The following is a 22,660-nucleotide window of genomic DNA, read 5'->3' as shown; positions in this document are numbered from 1 at the left end:
GCCCTAAGATCGACGGTCAGGCGCCGGGGACGGGCCATCCGGTCGCCGTACGACGGTCACAAGGGGGTGCGCCATGGAGGCGCTGCGTCAGGACGATCCACGCCGCTTCGGCCGCTTCACCGCGCTGGCCCGCTTCGACGAAGGCGCGAGCGCCGTGCGGTACGTGGCCCGCGACCTCGCGTCCGGCGAGACGGCCCTCATCACCGCCGCGCGCCCCGAGCTGGCCGCGGTCCCCGTCTTCAGCCGCCGCTTCCGGGCCGAGGCCCGCACCGCCGAACGCCTCGCGGGCGGCTGGGTGACCCCGCCCCTGGCCGCCGGCGATCCGGCGGGGACACCGGCGGACGCGGCGGAACCCCTGTGGACCGCGGCGGGTTACGTCCCCGCGCTGCCGCTGGCCGAGGCGGTCTCCATCGCCGGTCCGCTGCCCGAGCGGGCGCTGCGGATACTGGGCGCGGGCATCGCCGAGATCCTCTCCCGGGTGCACGCCGCCGGGTCCGTGCTCCAGGGCCTGGCCCCCGGCACGGTGCTGCTGGCCGCCGACGGCCCCCGCCTCACCGCCTTCGGCCCGCTGGGCGCCGCCGCGTCGGCGGAGGCCGGCCCGGGCGGCCAGCTGTCGGTACGGCTGGGCTATCTGACGCCCGAGCAGATCGAGGGCAAGGAGGTCTCCGCCGCCTCCGATCTGTTCGTCCTGGGGCTGCTCCTGGCGTACGCGGCGACCGGGACGACCCCGTTCACGGAGGGACCGGCCGAGGAGGCCACCCGCCGGATCGCCGAGGACGAGCCCGAACTCGGCTCTGTACCAGAGGAGTTGCGCGGGCTGATCGCGAACTGCCTGGCGAAGGACCCGGATCAGCGGCCCACGGCCGGCGCGGTCGCCGCCGAACTGGCCCTGGAGGGCGCGGCGGGCCTCGCCCGGGGCGGCTGGCTTCCCGAACCGCTCGCGGCGGCGGTCGCGGACCAGGAGGCGCGGGTCCTGGCCCTGGAGGCGCCGGAGGAGGGGGGCGCGGCGAGGGAGCCCGGGAAGGCCGACGCCTCCGCCGCTCCTGAGGACGCCCGGCCCGAGGACCCCCGGACGCTCCGGGAGCCGGAGGGCGCGCGCACGGCCCCGGAGCCGGGGGACGCCCGGCCGACGGACGCGCCCGCGTTCCAGAAGCCCACCGACGCCCCCGCACCCTCGGGAGTCGCCGACGCGCCCGCGCCCGCCGGGAGCGGGGACGCCGACGAGGACCGGGGCACCACCCGGTTCCTCGACACCGGGCCCCGGCCGCCGCAGAACGACCGGCCCACCACCCAGCTCGCGCTCCCCCACGGACTCACCGCGCCCGCCCCGGCCGCGCACCCCGCACAGCCCGCCGCGCCGCTCGCCCTGCCCGCCGCACCCGTCACCCCGCAGCCCGGCCCCACGCACGGCGGGCCCGCCCCGTACCCCGCCGCCGCGCTCCCGGCCGGGCCCGCGGGTCCGGGCGGTCCCGGCCAGGGGCCGATGGTGTCGTTGCCGCTGCCGCCCGCCCCGGCCCCGGCGCCCGACCCCGCCGCGAGCCGCCGGACCCTGCTGACCATCGCGGCGGCGGCCGTCGGCGGGCTGATCGTGGGCGGCGGTTCGGTCGCCGCGCTCGGGTCCGGTGACACCGCCCGGGCGACGGACGACAAGCCCGCGCCCAAGCCCCGCCGTACGCTCCCCGGCCAGGCCCCCGAACCGCGCTGGATCTACACGCACCCGGCCTCCGAGTCATCCCCGCTCACCACCGCGCTCTGGCAGGACAAGCTGCTCGTGGTGACCAGCGAGAGCCAGGCCAGCGCCGTGGATCTGCGCACCGGCAAGCGGCTGTGGCAGCGCGCGGACGGGGCGAAGGGGCAGGCCGCGCTGGCGGCGGGCGCCGATCTGGTCTTCGTGGCGAGCCCGAGCGAGTTCCTGTGGCTGTCGCCGAAGAACGGCAAGGTCGTGCACCGCGTGCGCTTCACCGAGGCCTTCGACGACCTGCCCGGGCTCACCGTCGGGCGGCTGGCCGGGAGTTCCGGGCCGGTCATCTGGTTCACCGGGTCGCACACGGTCACCGTGAAGGCCCCGAAGCCGAAGAAGGGCAAGAAGAAGGGCAGGGACAAGGAAGTCGTCGAGGCCTACTTCTTCGCGTACGACATCGTGCGGCGCAAGGAGCTGTGGCGCACCCCCGTGCCCGCGGGCCGCGCCCCCGGCACCCCCGCCTACCGGGTGGTCGCGGAGCGCTCCGCCGACGTCCTCGTCCGGCAGGACGCGGCCAGTCTGACGGCGGCCGAGGTCAAGAAGGCCAAGGGGAAGGGGTCGGTCCGCTCGTTCGACCAGAAGACCGGCAAGCTGCTGTGGACCAGGCAGTACGGCGCGGCCTCCCTGGAGGCCGCCACCGCCGGCGACGAGGACGGAACGCTGTACGCGGCGGTCGGCCAGGACCTCCAGGCCTTCGAGGCGGACACGACGAAGCCGCTGTGGCGCGTCGAGGGCAGTGACGGTTCGTGGTTCGGCACCCCGCTGATCGCCGGACCGCTGATCCACACCACCGAACGCAGCCGGCTGGTCGGCGCGGTGGAGCGGGAGAGCGGCCGGCTCGTGTGGCGCCGCTCCACCGAGGTCCCGGGCACCGGGCCCGCCCCCTCGCTCACGCTGAGCAGCAGCGAGAAGACCCTGATCGCCGCCGACGCCATCCAGGTCACGGCGTTCTCGGCGGCCGACGGCGAGCGGCTGTGGAAGTTCCAGGACATCGGGTCGGCCGATCCGAAGGGGGAGACGGTCCGCGCCTCGTACCGGACGCTCGCCTTCGGCAGGACCGTCGTCGTCCAGCGGGACCGGTCCTTCTACGCCTTCCCGGTGGCCTGAGGCCGGCCGGCACCCTCGCGTCATCACCGCCCGCCGTCCGGGGGATGCCCCGGGCGGCGCGCCGCGCGGTGCTTGCATCACCCGCCACCGAGTGACCGGATTCATAGGATTCGTTCACTTGTGGACGGGTCCGTTGCCGGGCCGCGTCCTCGTCACGGAGGTGATGTCGTGTCAGGCAGGCTCTTGCGCACGGTCTGCACGGCCGTGCTGACCACGGCGCTCACGGTCTCGTCGGCCACCGTCGCTTCGGCCGAGCCCGGCCCCGTACCGTCCGAGGAGACCGGCGCGACGGACACCACGGACGCGAACGCGGAAACGCCGGACGCCGACACGGACACGGACACGACGGACCCGGACGCGGCGGAGGTCGACGCCGGGACCGCCCTCGCCGCCCCCGAGGCCCCCAGAAGCGTCGTCGCCCTGCTCCGCGAGCTTCAGACCCGCTACCAGGCGGCGGAGGAGGCCGGCGAGGCCTACACCGCCACCGCCGAGAAGCTGAAGCAGCGCACCGCCCAGCTGAAGAAGGTGAACGCGGACCTGGCGAAGGCGCGGGCCGCGCTGGAGGTGAGCCGCGGGGACGCCGGGCGGCTGGCCCGGGAGCAGTACCGGGGGCGTACGGAGTTCTCCGCGTACCTCCGGCTGCTGCTGGCGCACGATCCCCAGCGGGCCCTGGACCAGAGCCATGTCGTGGGGCGGCTGGCGGCGAACCGCGCGGCGACGGTGGACCGGCTCACCGACTCCGCCCGGCGCGCCGACCAGTTGGCCGCCGCCTCCCGCAAGGCGCTGGACCAGCAGAAGAAGCTCGCCGCGCGGCAGAAGAAGCAGCGCGACGCCGTGAACGGCAGGCTCAGGGAGGTCGAAGGGCTGCTGGCCACGCTCTCCGAGGAACAGATCGCCCAGCTCGCCGGTCTCGAACAGCAGGGTGTGGACAAGGCCCAGCGCGAGCTGGTGGCCTCCGGGGCGCTCAGCTCCGCCCGGCCGCCCACCCGGCAGGGCGGCGACGCGGTCGCGTACGCGGTCCGGCAGATCGGCAAGCCGTACGTGTGGGGCGCCGAGGGCCCCGACTCCTTCGACTGCTCCGGCCTCACGTCCCGGGCCTGGTCGACGGCGGGGCGTACGATCCCGCGCACCTCGCAGGAGCAGTGGAAGCGGCTCCCGCGGGTGCCGGTGTCCGCGCTGCGCCCCGGAGACCTGGTGGTCTACTTCCCGAAGGCGACCCATGTGGCGCTGTACATCGGCGACGGCCTGGTGGTGCAGGCGCCCCGCCCCGGCGCGAAGGTCAAGGTGTCACCGCTGGCGTCGAACCCGCTGCTGGGGGCCGTACGCCCCGACCCCGGCGGCACCCCGCTGTCCGCGTACACCCGCCCGGAGCTGCCCGAGGGCGCGCGCGACGGTTCGGACACGGGGTACGGCACGGACGCGGCGCCCGACACGCCTTAGGGACGGACCTCGGCGGCCGGACCGGCGGTGCGGGTCCGGCCGCCGAAGCGGTGACCGGGGCGCTCAGGCCCCGGTGACCGAGGCCAGGTAGGCGTTCGTCTTCTCGGGCTCGTAGAAGAAGTTCTCGAAGTCCGCCGGGTTGTTGAACCCGTTGGCGAAGCGGTCCGCGACCGGCTGGAGCTGGCCGGCGGCGCCGATCAGGTTCAGCACGTGCTCCGGCGGGACGCCGAGCATCGCGTTGGTCCACTTGGTGACGTGCTGCGCGGTCTCCCAGTAGCGGTCGAATGTGGACTGCATCCACGCCGCGTCGAACTCCCTCTCGCCGTGCTCGATGATCGAGTCCAGGTAGGAGTTGGCGCACTTGGACGCCGAGTTGGAGCCCTGGCCGGTGATCGGGTCGTTGGCCACGACGACGTCCGCGACGCCGAGGACCAGGCCGCCGCCGGGCAGCCGCCCGATCGGCTTGCGGACCGTGGGGGCGTAGCGGCCGGCGAGGGTGCCGTTGGCGTCGGTCAGCTCGACCTTGGTGGCGCGGGCGTACTCCCACGGCGTGAACTTCTCCATCAGCTCCAGCGTCTTCGCCAGGTGCTCGGAGGGGTCCTTGATGCCCTGGAAGGCGTCGAGCGGTCCGCCCGGGATGCCCTCCCAGAAGAGGATGTCGGCGCGGCCGGAGGTGGTGAGCGTCGGCATGACGAACAGCTCGCCGACGCCCGGCACCAGGTTGCAGCGGACCGCGTCGAACTCGGGGTGCTCCGGGCGCGGGCCCATGCCGTGGACGTAGGCCACGGCCAGCGCGCGCTGCGGGGCGTCGAACGGGGAACGGGCCGCGTCCCGGCCGAACATGGAGACCAGCTCGCCCTTGCCGGCCGAGACCATCACCAGGTCGTAGGTCCGGGAGAAGTAGTCCAGGTCGGAGACGGCCGCCCCGTGGATGACGAGCTGCCCGCCGCGCTGGGCGAAGATCTCCATCCAGCCGGCCATCTTCACGCGCTGGTCGACGGACTGGGCGTACCCGTCCAGCTTGCCGACCCAGTCGATGGCGCGGGAGGAGTCGGGAGCGGCGACGGAGACGCCGAGGCCCTCGATCTTCGGGGCCTGGGACTCCCAGAAGTTCAGCTGGTAGTCCCGCTCGTGCTGGAGCGCGGTGTGGAACATGCACTGCGTCGACATGACCCGGCCGGAGCGGATCTCGTCGGCGGTGCGGTTGGACATCAGGGTGACTTCGTAGCCTCTGGACTGCAGCCCCAGGGCCAGCTGGAGCCCGGACTGGCCGGCTCCGACTATGAGTATCTTCCGCATCGCGGCTCTCCGTGCTCCGTCGTTTCTGATTCGAGGCGTCAGGCGGGGGTGACGTCGAGAGCATGGCCCACGAGGGCCAGCAGCGACTCGACGACGGTGATCCTGTTACGCGCGTCCATGATCACTATCGGCACCTGCGGCGGTACGGTCAGGGCCTCCCTGACGTCCTCCGCCTCGTAACCGGGGGTCCCCTCGAAGTGGTTGACCGCCACGATGTAGGGCAGGCCGCAGCTCTCGAAGTAGTCGAGCGCCGGGAAGCAGTCCTCCAGACGCCGGGTGTCGGCGAGGACGACCGCGCCGATCGCCCCGCGCACGAGGTCGTCCCACATGAACCAGAAGCGCTGCTGGCCCGGGGTACCGAAGACGTACAGGACGAGGTCGTCCTCCAGCGTGAGCCGGCCGAAGTCCATCGCCACGGTGGTGGTGGTCTTGTCGGGCGTCGCGGAGAGGTCGTCGGTCTCCTCGCTGGCCTGGGTCATCAGCGCTTCGGTCTGGAGCGGTGTGATCTCGGAGACCGAGCCGACGAACGTCGTCTTGCCGACGCCGAACCCGCCCGCCACCACGATCTTGGTGGCGGTGGGGGCGCGGGTGTGGTCGAGCTGCCAGGCCTGGAGGGACTCCTCGGCCTGGTCCTGGGGCCCAGGCGCCCGGTCGTCCCGGGAGCCCGGCTGGCGCGGGGCGAAGAGCGGCGCCTCAGAGACGGCGGAGTCCATTGAGCACCCTTTCGAGCAGTGCGCGGTCGGGCTGGCCGGTGCCGTGACCGGTTCCGTACACGCGGATCTTTCCTTGGTCGGCCAGGTCGCTGAGCAGCACCCGGACGACCCCGAGCGGCATCTTCAACAGGGCCGAGATCTCAGCGACCGTACGCATGCGGCGGCAGATCTCGACGATGGCCTGGAGCTCCGGCATGACCCGCGAGGCGAGGTTGCCGTTGGTGAGTTCGCGGCGCTCCTCGGGTGCTTCGAGGGCGGCGACGAACGTCTCGACCAGCAGGACGTGACCGAACCGGGTGCGGCCGCCGGTGAGGGAGTACGGGCGGACCCGGGCGGGGCGCTTGTCGGCCCCGCGGACGGGGAGCCGGGGGGCGGGTTCCGCTGCGGCGGTGGTCACAGGGCGCTCTCCATCGATTTGCGCAGCTCGCTGCGGAGTTCGGGGGTGAGGACGTGCCCGGCCCGGCCGACGAAGAGGGCCATGTGGTACGCGACGACGCTCATGTCGCAGTCCGGGGTGGCGTGGACGCCGAGGAGGGAGCCGTCGCTGATCGACATGACGAAGACGCTGCCCTCGTCCATGGCGACCATCGTCTGTTTCACGCCGCCGCCGTCCATCAGCTTCGCGGCTCCGACGGTCAGCGAGCCGATGCCGGAGACGATCGTGGCCAGGTCGGCGCTGGATCCCTTGGGGCCGTCCGACGGTCCGGCGGCCTTCGCCTCGTGATGGCCGGGGTCGGAGGAGAGCAGCATCAGGCCGTCGGACGAGACGACGGTGACCGAGTGGACCCCTGGCACCTCCTCCACGAGATTGCTCAGCAACCAGTGAAGGTTCCGGGCCTCGGTACTCAGCCCGAATGTGCTGGGCGCAGTCAACTGCGTGCCTCCTCGACTGTGTCCCCCGTCTCTTCGTTCCGTGTGTCCTGTGCGGCGCCCGGGGCGTGCGCGGTGGTGCTCTCGTGCCCCGTACGCCCTGGGGGTACGCCTCCGGGCCCGGCGACGGCGATGCCACCGGTCTCGGCGATCTCGGCCTCGACGTCGCGCCGGCCTTCCTCGGCCGCCCGGTGGAAGCTGCCGAGCCGGCGGCGCAGCGCGTCCCGGTCGAGGCTGCCGGTGCGCCCGGGGGCGGGGGCCGAGTCGGGCCGGACGACCTTGGGGGTGCGCTTCGGCAGCCCCTTGTCGGTGACACGGCCGGCCTCGGGGCGGCGGGGGCCGGGGACGGTCTCGGCCGGGACCTCGGCAGCCTCGGCTCGGGGCTCGGGACGGAACGCGGGCCCGTCCGGGTCCTGGTCGCCGGGCCCGGTCTCGGCCGGGCGCTCGTGGCGGTCGGGGCCGATGGCGTAGGGGCCGGCGGTCGCGGGGGCGGGCGGGGCTGCCGGATCGGCCGGGTCCGCGGGCGGCCTCGGCAGCCGGACCTGCAGCGTGATCTCGGACTCCGGTTCGGCGTCGGTGTCCCCGTCGGCACCCGCGTCGGTCTCGGCTCCGCCCTCGGTTTCCGCGACCGGCTGCTGGGCGTCCTGTGCCGGTTCCTGCGGCGGTACGGCGGTGGCTTCCGGGCTCTCGTCGGCGTGCTCCGCCGGGGCGCTCCCCAATCCGGCGCTCGCGGAGGCGTCGGCGTTCTCGCGGATCGCCCGCTCGGCGGCGGCGATCATCGGGTCGGCGTCGGCGGGGCGGGGCTCGGCGGCCTTGTCGGCGGCCTGTTCGGGGGCGTTCTCCGCGTCGACGGCGGGGACTGCGGGGTCGGGCAGCGCGGCCGGCTGTGGGGAACGGCTGGGCAGGGCGTTGGAGTTGGCCTCCGCCACCGAGCCCGGGAGGTTGAGCGCGGGCGCGTCGCCGGGCAGTTGCACGGCGGGCGGTGTGGCGGCGGGCAGCGTCTTGGGCAGCAGGGCCTGCGGCAGGACGACGACGGCCGTCACTCCACTCCCCTTCTGCTCGCGCAGCTGGACCCGCACCCCGTGCCGGGCGGCCAGCAACGACGTCACCTGGAGACCGAGTCCGGCGCCGTCGGCATTCTGCTCACCGACCTCGAACGAGGCCGGGTCGGCCAGCCTGGCATTCAGCTCGTCCATCCGGACCGTCGACATGCCGATGCCCTCGTCCGACACGGAGAGCATCACCTCGCCGCTCTCCAGCAGCCAGCCGGACAGTTCGACGTGGGAGTCCGGCGGGGAGAAGGAGGTGGCGTTCTCCAGGAGTTCGGCCAGGAGGTGGCTGAGGTCGTCGGCGGCGAATCCGGCGATCTGGGCGTGCGGCGGCAGGGACTGGATGGTGACCCGCTCGTACCGCTCGATCTCGCTGACGGCGGCGCGCGCCACGTCGACCAGCGGGATCGGCCCGGCGTGGCCGTGGCCGTGCTCGGCGCCCGCGAGGACGAGCATGTTCTCGCTGTGGCGGCGCATGACCGTGGCCATGTGGTCGAGCTTGAAGAGGGTGGCCAGGCGCTCCGGGTCCTGCTCGCGCTCCTCCAGTCCCTCGATGACGCCGAGCTGCCGCTCGACGAGGCCGAGGGTGCGCAGCGAGAGGTTGACGAAGGTGTGGTGGACCGTGTTCCTGAGCTGTCCCAGCTGGGTGGTCAGCTCGGCGGTCCGCTCCTGGAGTTCGGTCCGCTGCCGGTCAAGGGACTCGCGGCTCTTGATCAGGCCGGAGCGTTCGGCGGTGAGGCTCTCGACGCGTCCGCCGAGATCCTGGTGGAGGGTGGCGAGCCGGCCGTGCAGGGCGTTCATCGACCGGACGACCTGGGCGAACTCGTCGTTGCGGCCGGTGTAGCGGACCGGTTCGGCGCTCGAAGGGTCCTCGGCGAGGCGCGCGGCGCCGATGCGCAGGACGGCGAGCGGCTGGGTGAGGGTGCGGGCGACGGCGGTGGAGACGCCGACGGCGAGCAGGAAGCAGCCGCCGAGCAGGGCGACGGCCAGTTCCAGGGCGGTGACGTCGTCGTCGCGCAGCCCCTCCAAATGCTGGACCTGGCCGGTGGTCAGGGCGGACTCGACGCTGCGCATCCGGTCGACGCGGGCGGAGAGCGCCGCATCCAGCTTCCGGGGGCTGACCTTGCGTTCGGCTTCCGACAGCTCGGGGCGGTCGGTGAGGCGGGTGAGGTACTTCTCGGCGTCGTTGACCTGGGAGCCGGTGACGGTGGCGGAGAGCTTGTCGCGGGCCTCCGGGTCCGCCGCCTGGTCGAAGTCGGCGAGCGCGGCCAGCTCCCGTACCCGGGCCTGCTGGGCGGCGGCGCTCAGCTCGTCGCGTTCCCGGTCGGCCCGGGTGGCGCCCTCGTCCTGGGTCTGCACGGGCAGCCCGGTGACGGGGTCGGTCTGCGGGGCCGTCGGCTCGGGGCTCGGCACGGCGAGCGCGGCGAGGAGGAGCCCTCGGGTCGCGGAGGCCTGTTCGGAGGCGCCGCCGAGGGTGAGCGGGGCCCGGGTGGCGTCGGCCGCGCGCGGCGGGGTCTTCTCCGCCAGTTCGGCGGCGATGCCGTGCAGCTTGGCGATGAGGTCGGAGTACGCCTGGTGCGCCTCCAGGGCCGAGCCCTTGCCGGTCAGCGCGGAGCGACGCAGGGAGGGAACCGTCGAGAGGTCGCGGCGCAGGGCCGCGGAGGCCGCGTCGTGGATCTCGTCGATCTGCTGGTCGACGCGGGTGGTGCGGGCGGCGCGGTTCTTCGCGCCGTCGCCGCCGTCGCCTCCCTCGGCCCGGCCGGCGGCGATGTACGCGGTGACGGCGTCACGCTCGTCGGCGAGGGAGTGCCCGAGGGTGACCGCCTGCTGGTTCAGCTCGGCGAGGGTGACCAGCCGCTGGGACTCGGTGAGATCGGCGGAGGCTCCGAGCACGGCGGGGGTGCCCGCCGCCACGACGATGACGCCGACGGCCGCGACCCCGGCGACCAGGCGACTGCGCACCCGCACGGTCCGCTTGTCCGCACCGGCTGCCGGAGGCGTCGCCCCGGAACCGTCGCGCGTCGTGCCCTTGCTCCGCGGCCGCTTCTTCTGCACCGGTGCTCGCAATCTTGACTCGTCCACCCTTGAAGCAGAGGTGACGCACGGTCACATGGAAGGGCGCCCCGCTCCTGGTACGGCTTCCGACCATTCCAGCGCTTGTGAGAGGGGGGCGCGCATCAACCGCTCCGCCACTCGAAGGAGTGAACATCACTCTGGAGTTGGCGAACAAGTCTCCCCCACCGGGCCCCTGACCATGCGTGGACCACGGGGTGGAACTTCCGCTCCGCCTTTGGCAGGATGCCCGCCCGCACGCTCCCCGGAGCCCCTCCTTCCATCCAGCGCGCCCGCGTTGACCTGCTGGTACGGGCCATTTTCGGCCGCGTGCGGGGATGGTGAAGGGCTCGTGCAGACTGACGGTATGCGTATCGAACTCGCCACCGCTCCCGGCAGTCCCGAACGCCCCAACGAGGACTGGGTCTCCGGGACCCTTCCCGCGTCCGGCCAGGGCGGTGTGCTGGTGCTGCTCGACGGTGTGACCCCGCCGCGGGGGGACGACGGTTGTGTGCACTCGGTCCCGTGGTTCACCGCGCGGCTGGGCGGTGCACTGGTGGAACTGTCCGGTTCCCGCCCCGATCTGACCCTGGCCGAGATCCTGGCCGGGGCCATCTCCCATACAGCCGAAGCCCATCGGGTCACCTGTGACCTTTCTCACGTACGTACGCCTCAGGCGACCGTGGCCCTGGCGCGTTGGGGCGAACGCGCGATCGAGTACCTGGTGCTGTCCGACTCGGTCCTGCTGCTGGAGTCCCCCGACGGTGCGGTCCGGGCGATCCTGGACGACCGGCTGACGCGGCTGCCGCCGGGCTCGCTGGCCTCGAACGAGATCGCCGACGCCACGGTGCGCAACAAGGAGGGCGGCTTCTTCACGGCGGCCGCCGATCCGGCGGTGGCCTCGCGCGCGGTGACGGGCAGCGTCCCGGCGGCCGACGTCCGGGCGCTGGCCGCGCTCACGGACGGCGCGGCCCGCTGGACGGAGGTGTTCGGCGAGGGCGACTGGGCGGACACGCTGGGGCTGCTGCGGAAGGCGGGGCCGCAGGAGCTGATCGACCGGGTGCGGGAGCTGGAGGAGGCCGACGCGGCGGCCGGGCGCGTACGGCTGCGGCGGGCCAAGACGCACGACGACGCGACCGCGCTCCTGGTGGAGCTGGCCTGACCGGCGGCCCGGAGCCGGTCAGCTCTCCGCTCGGGCGTTCAGCTGGTGCAGGAGCCGGGCCAGCTCGGCGACTTCGGCCCGGTCCCAGTCGGCCAGCTTGCGCACGTAGCGCCCGCGGCGGGCGTCCCGGACGCTGCGGAACCGGGCCAGGCCGTCGTCGGTGAGGTGGACGAGCCAGGCGCGCCCGTCGGCGGGATCGGGTTCGCGGGCCACCAGCCCGAGGTTCTCCAGGGAGTGGAGCTGGCGGCTCATGGTGGCCTTGCCGACGCCGAAGTAGGCGGCCAGTTCGGTGGCCCGCTGCCGGCCCGCCGCCTCCAGGCGGACGAGCAGACCGTAGGCGGCGGGCTCCAGTTCGGGGTGGACCTCCCGGGCCATCTCGCCCGAGCTGGCGCGCGCCCGGCGCAGGAACACGGCCAGCTCACGCTCCAGCGCCAGGAATTCATGGTCCACGCCGCCCGCGTCGGGCACGCCCGGCTCCGGCCCGCTGTCGTCTCCGCGCACGTCAGTACCCCTCGTACGGTTCCCTGCCGATGAAAGCCGCTGCCGGGACCGATCATCGCCGCAGCTCGGCCAGTATTTCGCAGGCGTGCGCCGACCGCGCCGAGCCGGCCCCGGTCCGGAGCCTGCCGCCACCCCGCACCTCGCTATGCACTCGATGTATACACGCTGTGTATAGTCATCGCCGTACCGCACGCCTGTGCGGGATTTCCCGCACAGAGGAGTGATGTGTCGTGCATGGAAAGATGCCGTTGCCCGCGATGGGGTTGACCGCGGCGCTGGTGACGGTGCTCACACTGACGTTGAGCGGCTGCTCGATGGAGACGACCGCGCCCGGTTCGGCACGCGGGGAGGCGGCGTCCGACGCCAAGGGCGAGTTCGGGCCGGTCGACTGCCGCAAGGCCAAGTGCATCGCCCTGACCTTCGACGCGGGACCGGGCGAGGACACGCCGAGGCTGCTGGACATCCTCAAGGAGAAGAAGGTGCACGCCACCTTCTTCCTGCTCGGCAAGCACCACGTCGTCAAGCACCCCGACGTGGTGCGGCGCATCGAGGACGAGGGCCACGAGGTGGCCAACCACACCTGGACGCACAAGGTGCTGACCGACCGGAAGCCGGACGAGATACGGGCCGAGCTGGAGAAGACCCAGGTGGCCATCGAGAGGATCACCGGCAAGAAGCCCCGGCTGATGCGTCCGCCGCAGGGCCGCACCGACGACACGGTCTCGGACATCAGCAAGGAGCTCGGGCTCTCCCAGGTGCTGTGGAGCGCCACGGCCAAGGACTACTCGACGAACGACTCCGCGCTGATCAAGAAGCGGATCCTCGACCAGGCGGGCAAGGACGGCGTCATCCTGCTGCACGACATCTACAAGGGCACCGTCCCCGCCGTGCCCGGGATCATCGACGCGCTCCAGAAGGACGGCTACACCTTCGTGACCGTCCCCGAGCTGATGGCCCCCGCCGAGCCGCAGCCGGGCACGATCTACCGCCCCTGAGCCGCGTCCCGGACGACGTCCCGGAGGCCACGCCCTGCGCCACGCCCCGGACACGCGGACGGCCCGCCCCCGCGCAGCGGGAAGCGGGCGTCCGAGCCGGGCCGGCGTACGGCGGTCAGGCCGCGGCCGGGATCCTCTCCCCGGTCCTGGCCGGGGCGAGGGCGATCTCCAGCACCTGGCGGACGTCGGTGACCGGGTGGACGTCCAGCTTCTCCAGCACCTCGGCCGGGACGTCGTCCAGGTCGGCCTCGTTGCGCTGGGGGATCACCACGGTCGTGATGCCCGCCCGGTGCGCGGCCAGCAGCTTCTGCTTGACGCCGCCGATCGGCAGGACCCGTCCGGTCAGCGACACCTCACCGGTCATCGCGACATCCGTACGGACGAGGCGTCCGGAGAGCAGCGAGGCCAGCGCGGTCGTCAGCGTGATGCCGGCGCTCGGGCCGTCCTTGGGGACCGCGCCCGCCGGGAAGTGGACGTGCACGCCCCGGTCCTTGAGGTCGGCGACCGGCAGCTCCAGCTCCGCGCCGTGCGACCGCAGGAAGCTCAGCGCGATCTGCGCGGACTCCTTCATGACGTCCCCGAGCTGACCGGTCAGGGTCAGTCCGGACGCCCCGGTCTCCGGGTCGGCGAGCGACGCCTCGACGAAGAGCACGTCACCGCCGGCCCCGGTCACCGCGAGCCCGGTGGCCACGCCCGGCACCGCGGTGCGGCGCTCGGCCGGGTCCTGTGCGGACTCGGGCACGTGGTGCGGACGCCCGATCAGGCCGCGCAGATCCGCGTCGGTCACCGTGAACGGCAGCTCGCGGTCGCCCAGTTCGTGCTGGGCCGCGACCTTGCGGAGCAGCCGGGCCACCGCCCGCTCCAGATTCCGTACGCCCGCCTCACGGGTGTACTCGCCGGCCAGCTTGCGCAGCGCCGACTCCTCCAGGGCGACCTCGTCCTTCTCCAGACCGGCCCGCTCCAGCTGGCGCGGGAGCAGGTGGTCCCGGGCGATGACGACCTTCTCGTCCTCGGTGTAGCCGTCGAGGCGGACCAGCTCCATACGGTCGAGCAGGGCCTCCGGGATGGCTTCGAGGACGTTGGCGGTGGCCAGGAAGACGACGTCGCTGAGGTCGAGCTCGACCTCCAGGTAGTGGTCGCGGAAGGTGTGGTTCTGCGCCGGGTCGAGGACTTCGAGCAGAGCGGCGGCCGGGTCGCCCCGGAAGTCGGAGCCGACCTTGTCGATCTCGTCGAGCAGGACGACCGGGTTCATCGAACCGGCCTCCTTGATGGCCCGCACGATCCGGCCGGGGAGCGCGCCGACGTACGTACGCCGGTGGCCCCGGATCTCCGCCTCGTCCCGGACACCGCCGAGTGCGACACGGACGAACTTGCGGCCCATGGCGTGCGCGACGGACTCGCCGAGCGAGGTCTTGCCGACGCCGGGCGGGCCGACGAGGGCGAGGACCGCTCCGCCGCGACGCCCGCCGACGACGCCGAGGCCCCGGTCGGCCCGGCGCTTGCGCACCGCCAGGTACTCGGTGATGCGTTCCTTCACATCGGCCAGGCCTGCGTGCTCGGCGTCCAGGACCTCCTGGGCGCCGCGGATGTCGTAGGCGTCCTCGGTCCGCTCGGTCCACGGCAGTTCGAGGACGGTGTCCAGCCAGGTGCGGATCCAGGAGCCCTCGGGGGACTGGTCGCTGGAGCGCTCCAGCTTCTCGACCTCCTTGAGCGCGGCCTGGCGGACGTGCTCGGGCAGGTCGGCGGCCTCGACGCGGGCCCGGTAGTCGTCGGACTCGTCCTCCGGGTCGCCGTTGAGCTCGGCGAGCTCCTTGCGTACGGCGTCGAGCTGGCGGCGCAGCAGGAACTCCCGCTGCTGCTTGTCGACGCCGTCCTGGACGTCCTTGGCGATGGACTCGGCCACGTCCTGCTCGGCAAGGTGCTCGCTCAGCCACTGGATGGCGAGCTTCAGCCGGGCGATCGGGTCCACGGTCTCCAGGAGCTGGACCTTCTGGGCGGTCGAGAGGAACGGTGAGTATCCGGAGTTGTCGGCGAGCGCGGAGACGTCCTCGATCTGCTGGATCCGGTCCACGACCTGCCAGGCGCCGCGCTTCTTCAGCCAGCTGGTGGCGAGCGCCTTGTACTCCTTGACCAGCTCGGCGGCGGATCCGGGCAGCGGGTCGGGGGCGGCGGTCTCCAGCACGGTCCCCTCCACCCAGAGCGCCCGGCCGGGACCGCTGGTCCCGGCTCCGATGCGGACCCGGTCACGGGCCCGGATGAGGGCGCCCGGATCGCCGTCCGACAGGCGTCCGACCTGCTCGACGGTGCCGAGGACACCGGTCCCCGTGTACGTGCCGTCGATCCGCGGGACCAGCAGCACCTGGGGCTTTCCGCCGCCGGGACGGGCTGCGGCCTGCGCGGCCTCGACGGCGGCGCGCACCTCGGTGTCGGACAGGTCCAGCGGCACCACCATGCCGGGCAGGACGACCTCGTCGTCGAGCGGCAGCACGGGCAGGTCGATCGGTGTGAACGCCTGGGACTCGTTAGTCATGATCTCCCCTTCGGCAGGCAAGTTGAGCTATGTGGACTCAATGCTTGTGAGCCGCCGAATGTTCCCCGGTCGATGTTCGCTCTGAGCGATCAACACCCCCCGCCACACCCCGCGCCCCTTCCCGCCCAGGCGCCCTCCCCGTACGGGAGCGCTCGACGGCGGGCAGTTGTTCCCCTCTCCGGAGCGGGAAAGGCGCTGGCCTCCACCCGCGCGACGGGACAGGATGGGCGGCATCGACCGCCACGACCGGATACCGGAGAGCCGCCCCATGTCCGCGACGACCGCCCCCGAACCGATGGAATCGCCGCCTGTGCGCTCCACCGACACCCCCGTCGTCCTCGACCGCCGGGAGGGGCCCTTCGGCGAGGTCGTCCTGCGCGAGCGCGGGGAGCACTTCGAGATCATCGCCAACGGCTGCTTCCTGATGGACACCTCCGACGGACGCTCCGAGCGGCTGCTGATCGACGTCGCGCTGGCCTCACTGCCCGCCGGGAGGACGGCGCCCTCCGTGCTGATCGGCGGCCTGGGTGTCGGGTTCTCCCTGGTGCGGGCCGCCGAGGAGGAGCGCTGGGGGCGGATCGTGGTCGTGGAGCGGGAGCAGGCGATCGTGGACTGGCACCGCGAGGGGCCGCTGGACCGGATCTCCGGAGCGGCGCTGGCCGACCCCAGGACCGGGATCCTGCACACGGACCTGGTCGACCACCTCCGCACCACCACGGAGCGTTACGACGCGCTCTGCCTGGACATCGACAACGGGCCCGACTGGACGGTCACGGAGGGCAACGAAAGCCTCTACTCCCCGGCCGGTCTGGCGCACTGCCACGACCGTCTGAACCCGGGCGGCGTGCTCGCCGTCTGGTCCGCGCAGCCGTCGCCCGCCTTCGAGCAGGCATTGCGGAATGCCGGGTTCAGCGGGGTTCGGACGGAAGAAGTGGCCGTTGCCCGAGGTGTGCCCGACGTGGTCCATCTCGCACTCCGGACCGGCTGAACCCCCCTCCCGGTATGCGCGGCCCGGCGGCGGCACGGGTCAACCGGCACAAGGCAGACGATCCGGCCGCCCGCCCGGCCCGAACTCGCGGCCCCGGGACAACACCCTGCGTAGCCGGGAGGCCTCCGCTGCCTTTACGCTGCTGACCGGCACACGGGATCACCCACGAAAACACGAGCGAAGACCGTGCCTTGCGGGGGAATGGCTCCCGCGAGAACGGGCAGGGGCGGGGCGATGGAACAGACACACACCACCCACAACGGCGTCGCGGCCACCCCGGGGGCTCAGCGCCGGGTGCTGGTGGTCGAGGACGACGCCACGATCGTCGACGCCATTTCCGCCCGGCTGCGGGCGGAGGGCTTCCTGGTGCAGACCGCGCTGGACGGCCCCGCGGCCGTGGACGCGGCCGAGGCCTGGCAGCCCGACCTGATGGTGCTCGACATCATGCTTCCGGGCTTCGACGGCCTGGAGGTCTGCCGCCGGGTGCAGGCATCGCGCCCGGTCCCGGTGCTGATGCTCACCGCGCGCGACGACGAGACCGACATGCTGGTCGGGCTCGGGGTGGGCGCCGACGACTACATGACCAAGCCGTTCTCCATGCGCGAGCTGGCCGCCCGGGTGCACGTGCTGCTGCGCCGGGTGGAGCGGGCGGCGCTGGCCGCCGTGACCCCGCGCAGCGGGATACTGCGCCTGGGTGAGCTGGAGATCGACCACGCGCAGCGCCGGGTCCGGGTGCGCGCCGAGGACGTCCACCTCACGCCGACCGAGTTCGACCTGCTGGTCTGCCTCGCCAACACCCCCCGCGCCGTGCTCTCCCGGGAGCAGCTGCTGGCCGAGGTGTGGGACTGGGCGGACGCCTCGGGCACCCGTACGGTCGACAGCCACATCAAGGCGCTGCGCCGGAAGATCGGCGCGGAGCGGATCCGTACCGTGCACGGGGTGGGCTACGCCCTGGAGACTCCCGCGCCATGACCCGGCCAGGGTCCGGACTGCGGCCCTTCTCGATCAAGGCCAAGCTCGGCACGCTCGTCGTGGTCTCGGTGTTCATCACCACGGGCCTGCTGATCGTCGCGCTGCGGACCCGTACGGAGTTCCGCTTCATCACGGTGTTCTCGGTGATCGCCACGCTGCTGATCACCCAGTTCGTGGCGCACGGTCTGACCGCGCCGCTGGACGAGATGAGAGCGGTGGCCCGGTCGATCTCGCACGGCGACTACACGCGCCGGGTGAGCGGCGCCGGGCGGCGGGACGAGCTGGGTGACCTGGCGCAGACGATCAACCGCATGGCGGACGATCTGGAGGCGGAGGACCGGCATCGAAAAGAGCTGGTCGCCAATGTCAGCCATGAGCTGCGCACCCCCATCGCCGCGCTCAGAGCCGTGCTGGAGAACGTGGTGGACGGGGTGTCCGCCGCCGATCCGGAGACGATGCGCACGGCGCTGAAGCAGACGGAGCGGCTGGGCCGGCTCGTCGAGACGCTGCTGGACCTCTCGCGGCTGGACAACGGGGTCGTCGCACTCAAGGCACGCCGTTTCGAGGTGTGGCCGTACCTGTCGGGCGTACTGAAGGAGGCGAACCTCGCCGCCTCCCAGCGACGCCTGTCGTCGGGTTCGGGCAATCACTCCCGTACGGACGTCCATCTGCATCTGGACGTCTCGCCGCCGGAGCTCACCGCGCACGCGGACGCCGAGCGGCTGCACCAGGTGGTCGCGAACCTGATCGACAACGCGGTCAAGCACAGCCCGCCGCACGGCCGGGTGACGGTGCTGGCCCGGCGCGGGGCCTCCCCCGAGTCGCTGGAGCTGGAAGTCATCGACGAGGGGCCCGGCATCCCGGAGGCGGAGCGCCACCGGGTCTTCGAGCGTTTCAACCGGGGCCAGGCGCCCTCCCCGCAGGGTCCGGGAAGCGACGGCGGTACGGGCCTCGGTCTCGCCATCGCCCGGTGGGCGGTCGATCTGCACGGCGGCCGGATCGGTGTGGCCGAATCCGTACGGGGCTGCCGCATCCAGGTCACTCTCCCGGGAATCCCCGAGCCGCGCGGTTGACGGTCTCGTTGGCATAGGGTCGAACCGGAGGGGCACGTTCATACGTGTCCAGCCAGCAAGGGGCCTCAAGGGGATGCGGTCGCAGGGCCGTGTCCACGGTCCTGCGTACCCGAAGTGCAGTGGAACCTCGCTTGTTTCCCGCCATTTCCTGCGCCGAAACCCGCCCTTCGATGTGATGTGCACGACGAAGCACCGGCCCGGCCTGCAAGGAACGGTTCGGGGGGCGTAGCCTTGATTTCCGCTGTCCATCACCTTGTGAAGCGGAAGAGGGCGGTTGCCGCCGTGTCGTCTCAGTCCCCCAGTAACTCAAGCGTCTCGACCGACCAAGCCAGCCCGGGCACCAACCCGGCCGCGGCTTTCGGCGCCAATGAATGGCTCGTCGACGAGATCTACCAGCAGTACCTCCAGGACCCCAGTTCGGTCGATCGTGCCTGGTGGGACTTCTTCGCCGACTACAAGCCGGGTGCCGCCGGCACGGCGGACAAGCCCGCTCCCGGGGCCTCGGGGGCCCCGGCGACCGAGGCCGCCGCCCCGGCCGCGCCCGCTCCGGCAGCCGCTCCGGCTCCGGCGAAGGCCGCGCCCGCCGCCGCTCCGGCCGCCCCCGCGCAGCCGGCCCCGACCAAGGCCGCCCCGGCCCCGGCCCCGGCGAAGACCGCTCCCGCCGAGGCGAAGCCCGCGGCGGCGAAGCCCGCTGCCGCGCCCGCCAAGCCCACGGCGGACGGGTCCGCCGAGGCCCCGGCAGGACCGGAGTACGTGACGCTGCGCGGCCCCTCGGCCGCCGTCGCGAAGAACATGAACGCCTCGCTGGAGCTGCCGACGGCCACGTCCGTCCGCGCGGTCCCGGTGAAGCTGCTCTTCGACAACCGCATCGTCATCAACAACCACCTCAAGCGGGCCCGCGGCGGGAAGATCTCCTTCACGCACCTCATCGGGTACGCGATGGTGCAGGCCCTCAAGGCCATGCCGTCGATGAACTACTCCTACGCGGAGAAGGACGGCAAGCCGACCCTGGTCAAGCCGGAGCACGTCAACCTGGGTCTGGCCATCGACCTGGTGAAGCCGAACGGCGACCGCCAGCTGGTCGTCGCGGCCATCAAGAAAGCCGAGACGCTCAACTTCTTCGAGTTCTGGCAGGCGTACGAGGACATCGTCCGGCGCGCCCGCATCGGCAAGCTCGGCATGGACGACTTCACCGGCGTCACCGCCTCGCTGACCAACCCCGGCGGCATCGGCACCGTCCACTCGGTGCCCCGCCTGATGCCCGGTCAGGGCCTCATCATGGGCGTCGGCGCGATGGACTACCCGGCGGAGTTCCAGGGCACCTCCCAGGACACCCTCAACAAGCTCGGTATCTCGAAGGTCATGACGCTCACGTCGACCTACGACCACCGGGTCATCCAGGGTGCCGCCTCCGGCGAGTTCCTGCGCGTCCTCTCCCAGCTGCTGCTCGGCGAGAACGAGTTCTACGACGAGATCTTCAAGGCGCTGCGCATCCCCTACGAGCCGGTCCGCTGGCTCAAGGACATCGACGCCTCGCACGACGACGACGTCACCAAGGCCGCGCGGGTCTTCGAGCTGATCCACTCCTACCGGGTCCGCGGCCACGTCATGGCCGACACCGACCCGCTGGAGTACCACCAGCGCAAGCACCCCGACCTGGACATCACCGAGCACGGCCTCACCCTGTGGGACCTGGAGCGGGAGTTCGCGGTCGGCGGGTTCGCCGGCAAGACGATGATGAAGCTCCGCGACATCCTCGGCGTGCTCCGTGAGTCGTACTGCCGCACCACCGGCATCGAGTTCATGCACATCCAGGACCCGAAGCAGCGCAAGTGGCTCCAGGACCGGGTGGAGCGCCCTCGCCCGAAGCCCGAGCGCGAGGAGCAGCTGCGCATCCTGCGCCGGCTGAACGCCGCGGAGGCGTTCGAGACCTTCCTGCAGACGAAGTACGTCGGCCAGAAGCGGTTCTCGCTGGAGGGCGGCGAGTCCGTCATCCCGCTGCTCGACGCCGTTCTCGACTCCGCGGCCGAGGCCCGCCTCGACGAGGTCGTCATCGGTATGGCCCACCGCGGCCGCCTGAACGTCCTGGCGAACATCGTCGGCAAGTCGTACGCGCAGATCTTCCGCGAGTTCGAGGGCAACCTCGACCCGCGCTCGATGCACGGCTCCGGCGACGTCAAGTACCACCTGGGCGCCGAGGGCACCTTCACCGGTCTGGACGGCGAGCAGATCAAGGTCTCGCTGGCCGCCAACCCCTCGCACCTGGAGGCGGTCGACCCGGTCCTGGAGGGCATCGCCCGCGCCAAGCAGGACATCATCAACAAGGGCGGCACGGACTTCACGGTCCTGCCGGTCGCGCTCCACGGCGACGCGGCCTTCGCGGGCCAGGGCGTCGTCGCCGAGACGCTCAACATGTCGCAGCTGCGCGGCTACCGCACCGGCGGCACCGTGCACGTGGTGATCAACAACCAGGTCGGCTTCACCGCCGCCCCGGAGTCCTCGCGCTCCTCGATGTACGCCACCGACGTGGCGCGCATGATCGAGGCGCCGATCATCCACGTCAACGGCGACGACCCGGAGGCCGTGGTCCGCGTCGCGCGGCTCGCCTTCGAGTTCCGGCAGGCGTTCAACAAGGACGTCGTGATCGACCTCATCTGCTACCGCCGCCGCGGTCACAACGAGGGTGACAACCCGGAGTTCACCAACCCGCAGATGTACACCCTGATCGACAAGAAGCGCTCGGTGCGCAAGCTCTACACCGAGTCCCTCATCGGTCGCGGCGACATCACGCTGGAAGAGGCGGAGCAGGCGCTCCAGGACTTCCAGGGCCAGCTGGAGAAGGTCTTCGCGGAGGTCCGCGAGGCCACCTCACAGCCCGCCTCCCCGCACGTCCCGGAACCGCAGGCCGCGTTCCCGGTGGCCGTCGAGACCGCGGTCTCCGCCGAGGTCGTCAAGCGGATCGCCGAGTCGCAGGTCAACATCCCCGAATCGATCACCGTCCACCCGCGTCTGATGCCGCAGATGCAGCGCCGCGCGGCCTCGGTGGAGAACGGCACGATCGACTGGGGCATGGGCGAGACGCTGGCCATCGGTTCGCTGCTGATGGAGGGCACCCCGGTCCGGCTCGCCGGCCAGGACACCCGCCGCGGCACGTTCGGCCAGCGCCACGCGGTCCTGGTCGACCAGGTCACCGGCGAGGACTACACCCCGCTGCTGTACCTGGCGGACGACCAGGCCCGGTACAACGTCTACGACTCGCTGCTCAGCGAGTACGCGGCGATGGGCTTCGAGTACGGCTACTCGCTGGCCCGTCCGGAGTCGCTGGTCATCTGGGAGGCCCAGTTCGGTGACTTCGTCAACGGCGCGCAGACCGTCGTGGACGAGTTCATCTCCTCGGCCGAGCAGAAGTGGGGCCAGACCTCCGGCGTCACGCTGCTCCTGCCGCACGGCTACGAGGGCCAGGGCCCGGACCACAGCTCCGCCCGCCCGGAGCGCTTCCTCCAGATGTGCGCGCAGGACAACATGACGGTCGCGATGCCGACCCTGCCGTCGAACTACTTCCACCTGCTGCGCTGGCAGGTGCACAACCCGCACCACAAGCCGCTCATCGTCTTCACCCCGAAGTCGATGCTGCGTCTGAAGGCGGCGGCCTCGTCCATCGAGGAGTTCACCTCCGGCGGCTTCCGCCCGGTGATCGGCGACGCGTCGGTCAAGGCCGAGGACGTCCGCAAGGTCGTCTTCGTCTCGGGCAAGCTGTACTACGACCTGGACGCCGAGCGGGAGAAGCGGGGCGACACGGAGACCGCGATCATCCGCCTCGAGCGGCTGTACCCGCTGCCGGGTGCGGAGATCCAGGCCGAGATCGCGAAGTACCCGAACGCCGAGAAGTACCTGTGGGCGCAGGAGGAGCCGGCGAACCAGGGTGCGTGGCCGTTCATCGCGCTCAACCTGATCGACCACCTGGACCTCGCGGTCGGCGCGGACGTGCCGCACGGCGAGCGCCTGCGCCGCATCTCGCGGCCGCACGGCTCGTCCCCGGCGGTCGGCTCGGCCAAGCGCCACCAGGCGGAGCAGACGCAGTTGGTCAACGAGGTCTTCGAGGCCTGAGGACCGTAACGCCGAACACCCCGGGGACCCGGTTCCGCGCCTGTCGCGGGGCCGGGTCCCC

General features: G+C 72.3%; 15 protein-coding genes. 8 read left to right on the top strand and 7 right to left on the bottom strand.

Annotation, left to right across the window (positions count from 1 at the left end):
- Positions 1-73 precede the first annotated feature (73 nt).
- Positions 74-2,848, top strand: coding sequence for an outer membrane protein assembly factor BamB family protein (locus RNL97_RS22930; protein ID WP_313751132.1), 2,775 nt, complete (start codon positions 74-76; stop codon positions 2,846-2,848).
- A 168-nt stretch (positions 2,849-3,016) separates the two neighbouring features.
- Positions 3,017-4,288 (top strand): C40 family peptidase, encoded by a 1,272-nt coding sequence (locus RNL97_RS22925; protein WP_313751131.1) that lies wholly within the window; start codon positions 3,017-3,019, stop codon positions 4,286-4,288.
- Positions 4,289-4,351: 63 nt separating this feature from the next.
- On the opposite strand, the gene RNL97_RS22920 is transcribed toward RNL97_RS22925, so the two are convergent.
- From RNL97_RS22920 to RNL97_RS22900, 5 genes are read right to left on the bottom strand one after another with little or no spacing between them, the layout of a single operon-like run.
- The gene (locus RNL97_RS22920) at positions 4,352-5,587 is read right to left on the bottom strand and encodes a styrene monooxygenase/indole monooxygenase family protein (protein ID WP_243315127.1); all 1,236 of its coding nucleotides are present in this window, start codon (positions 5,585-5,587) and stop codon (positions 4,352-4,354) included.
- Between the two features lie 38 nt (positions 5,588-5,625).
- Positions 5,626-6,300 (bottom strand): GTP-binding protein, encoded by a 675-nt coding sequence (locus tag RNL97_RS22915; protein WP_030579661.1) that lies wholly within the window; start codon positions 6,298-6,300, stop codon positions 5,626-5,628.
- Entirely contained in the window at positions 6,281-6,697 is a 417-nt protein-coding gene (locus tag RNL97_RS22910) for a DUF742 domain-containing protein (RefSeq protein WP_030579658.1), read from the bottom strand. Before RNL97_RS22910 ends, RNL97_RS22915 begins: the two co-directional genes overlap by 20 nt.
- Positions 6,694-7,173, bottom strand: coding sequence for a roadblock/LC7 domain-containing protein (locus tag RNL97_RS22905; RefSeq protein WP_030579655.1), 480 nt, complete (start codon positions 7,171-7,173; stop codon positions 6,694-6,696). The genes RNL97_RS22910 and RNL97_RS22905 overlap by 4 nt, the downstream gene beginning before the upstream one ends.
- The gene (locus RNL97_RS22900; protein WP_313751661.1) at positions 7,170-10,274 is read right to left on the bottom strand and encodes a sensor histidine kinase; all 3,105 of its coding nucleotides are present in this window, start codon (positions 10,272-10,274) and stop codon (positions 7,170-7,172) included. The genes RNL97_RS22905 and RNL97_RS22900 overlap by 4 nt, the downstream gene beginning before the upstream one ends.
- Positions 10,275-10,638: 364 nt before the next feature.
- On the opposite strand from RNL97_RS22900, the gene RNL97_RS22895 reads away from it, so the two are divergent.
- Positions 10,639-11,433 (top strand): protein phosphatase 2C domain-containing protein, encoded by a 795-nt coding sequence (locus RNL97_RS22895; protein ID WP_313751130.1) that lies wholly within the window; start codon positions 10,639-10,641, stop codon positions 11,431-11,433.
- Between the two features lie 18 nt (positions 11,434-11,451).
- Here the strand turns inward: RNL97_RS22895 and RNL97_RS22890 are convergent, their stop codons facing one another.
- Positions 11,452-11,934 (bottom strand): MarR family winged helix-turn-helix transcriptional regulator, encoded by a 483-nt coding sequence (locus tag RNL97_RS22890; protein ID WP_030579646.1) that lies wholly within the window; start codon positions 11,932-11,934, stop codon positions 11,452-11,454.
- A 242-nt stretch (positions 11,935-12,176) separates the two neighbouring features.
- Here RNL97_RS22890 and RNL97_RS22885 point away from each other — a divergent pair, with 242 nt between their 5' ends.
- Positions 12,177-12,929 (top strand): polysaccharide deacetylase family protein, encoded by a 753-nt coding sequence (locus RNL97_RS22885; RefSeq protein WP_243316409.1) that lies wholly within the window; start codon positions 12,177-12,179, stop codon positions 12,927-12,929.
- Between the two features lie 115 nt (positions 12,930-13,044).
- Here RNL97_RS22885 and lon read toward each other — a convergent pair whose 3' ends face one another.
- Complete coding sequence (gene lon, locus RNL97_RS22880) at positions 13,045-15,459, bottom strand: endopeptidase La (RefSeq protein ID WP_313751129.1); 2,415 nt, start codon at positions 15,457-15,459, stop codon at positions 13,045-13,047.
- A gap of 268 nt (positions 15,460-15,727) precedes the next feature.
- Between lon and RNL97_RS22875 the strand changes: the two genes are divergently transcribed.
- The 4 genes from RNL97_RS22875 (at position 15,728) to RNL97_RS22860 (ending at position 22,599) form a co-directional block, all read left to right on the top strand.
- Positions 15,728-16,447, top strand: coding sequence for a spermidine synthase family protein (locus tag RNL97_RS22875; RefSeq protein WP_050500001.1), 720 nt, complete (start codon positions 15,728-15,730; stop codon positions 16,445-16,447).
- 234 nt (positions 16,448-16,681) lie between these two features.
- Positions 16,682-17,419: a response regulator transcription factor gene (locus RNL97_RS22870; protein ID WP_010061462.1), complete on the top strand. Its 738-nt coding sequence runs from the start codon at positions 16,682-16,684 to the stop codon at positions 17,417-17,419.
- Positions 17,416-18,492: a HAMP domain-containing sensor histidine kinase gene (locus RNL97_RS22865; RefSeq protein WP_030579634.1), complete on the top strand. Its 1,077-nt coding sequence runs from the start codon at positions 17,416-17,418 to the stop codon at positions 18,490-18,492. The genes RNL97_RS22870 and RNL97_RS22865 overlap by 4 nt, the downstream gene beginning before the upstream one ends.
- Positions 18,493-18,774: 282 nt before the next feature.
- On the top strand, positions 18,775-22,599 hold the full coding sequence (locus tag RNL97_RS22860) for a multifunctional oxoglutarate decarboxylase/oxoglutarate dehydrogenase thiamine pyrophosphate-binding subunit/dihydrolipoyllysine-residue succinyltransferase subunit (protein ID WP_030579631.1): 3,825 nt from the start codon (positions 18,775-18,777) through the stop codon (positions 22,597-22,599).
- Positions 22,600-22,660 lie beyond the last annotated feature (61 nt).

This window comes from Streptomyces parvus (assembly GCF_032121415.1).
Taxonomy (GTDB): domain Bacteria; phylum Actinomycetota; class Actinomycetes; order Streptomycetales; family Streptomycetaceae; genus Streptomyces; species Streptomyces globisporus_A.
Note: the sequence above shows the minus strand (reverse complement) of the source record. Positions and strands in the feature narration are given on the sequence as shown.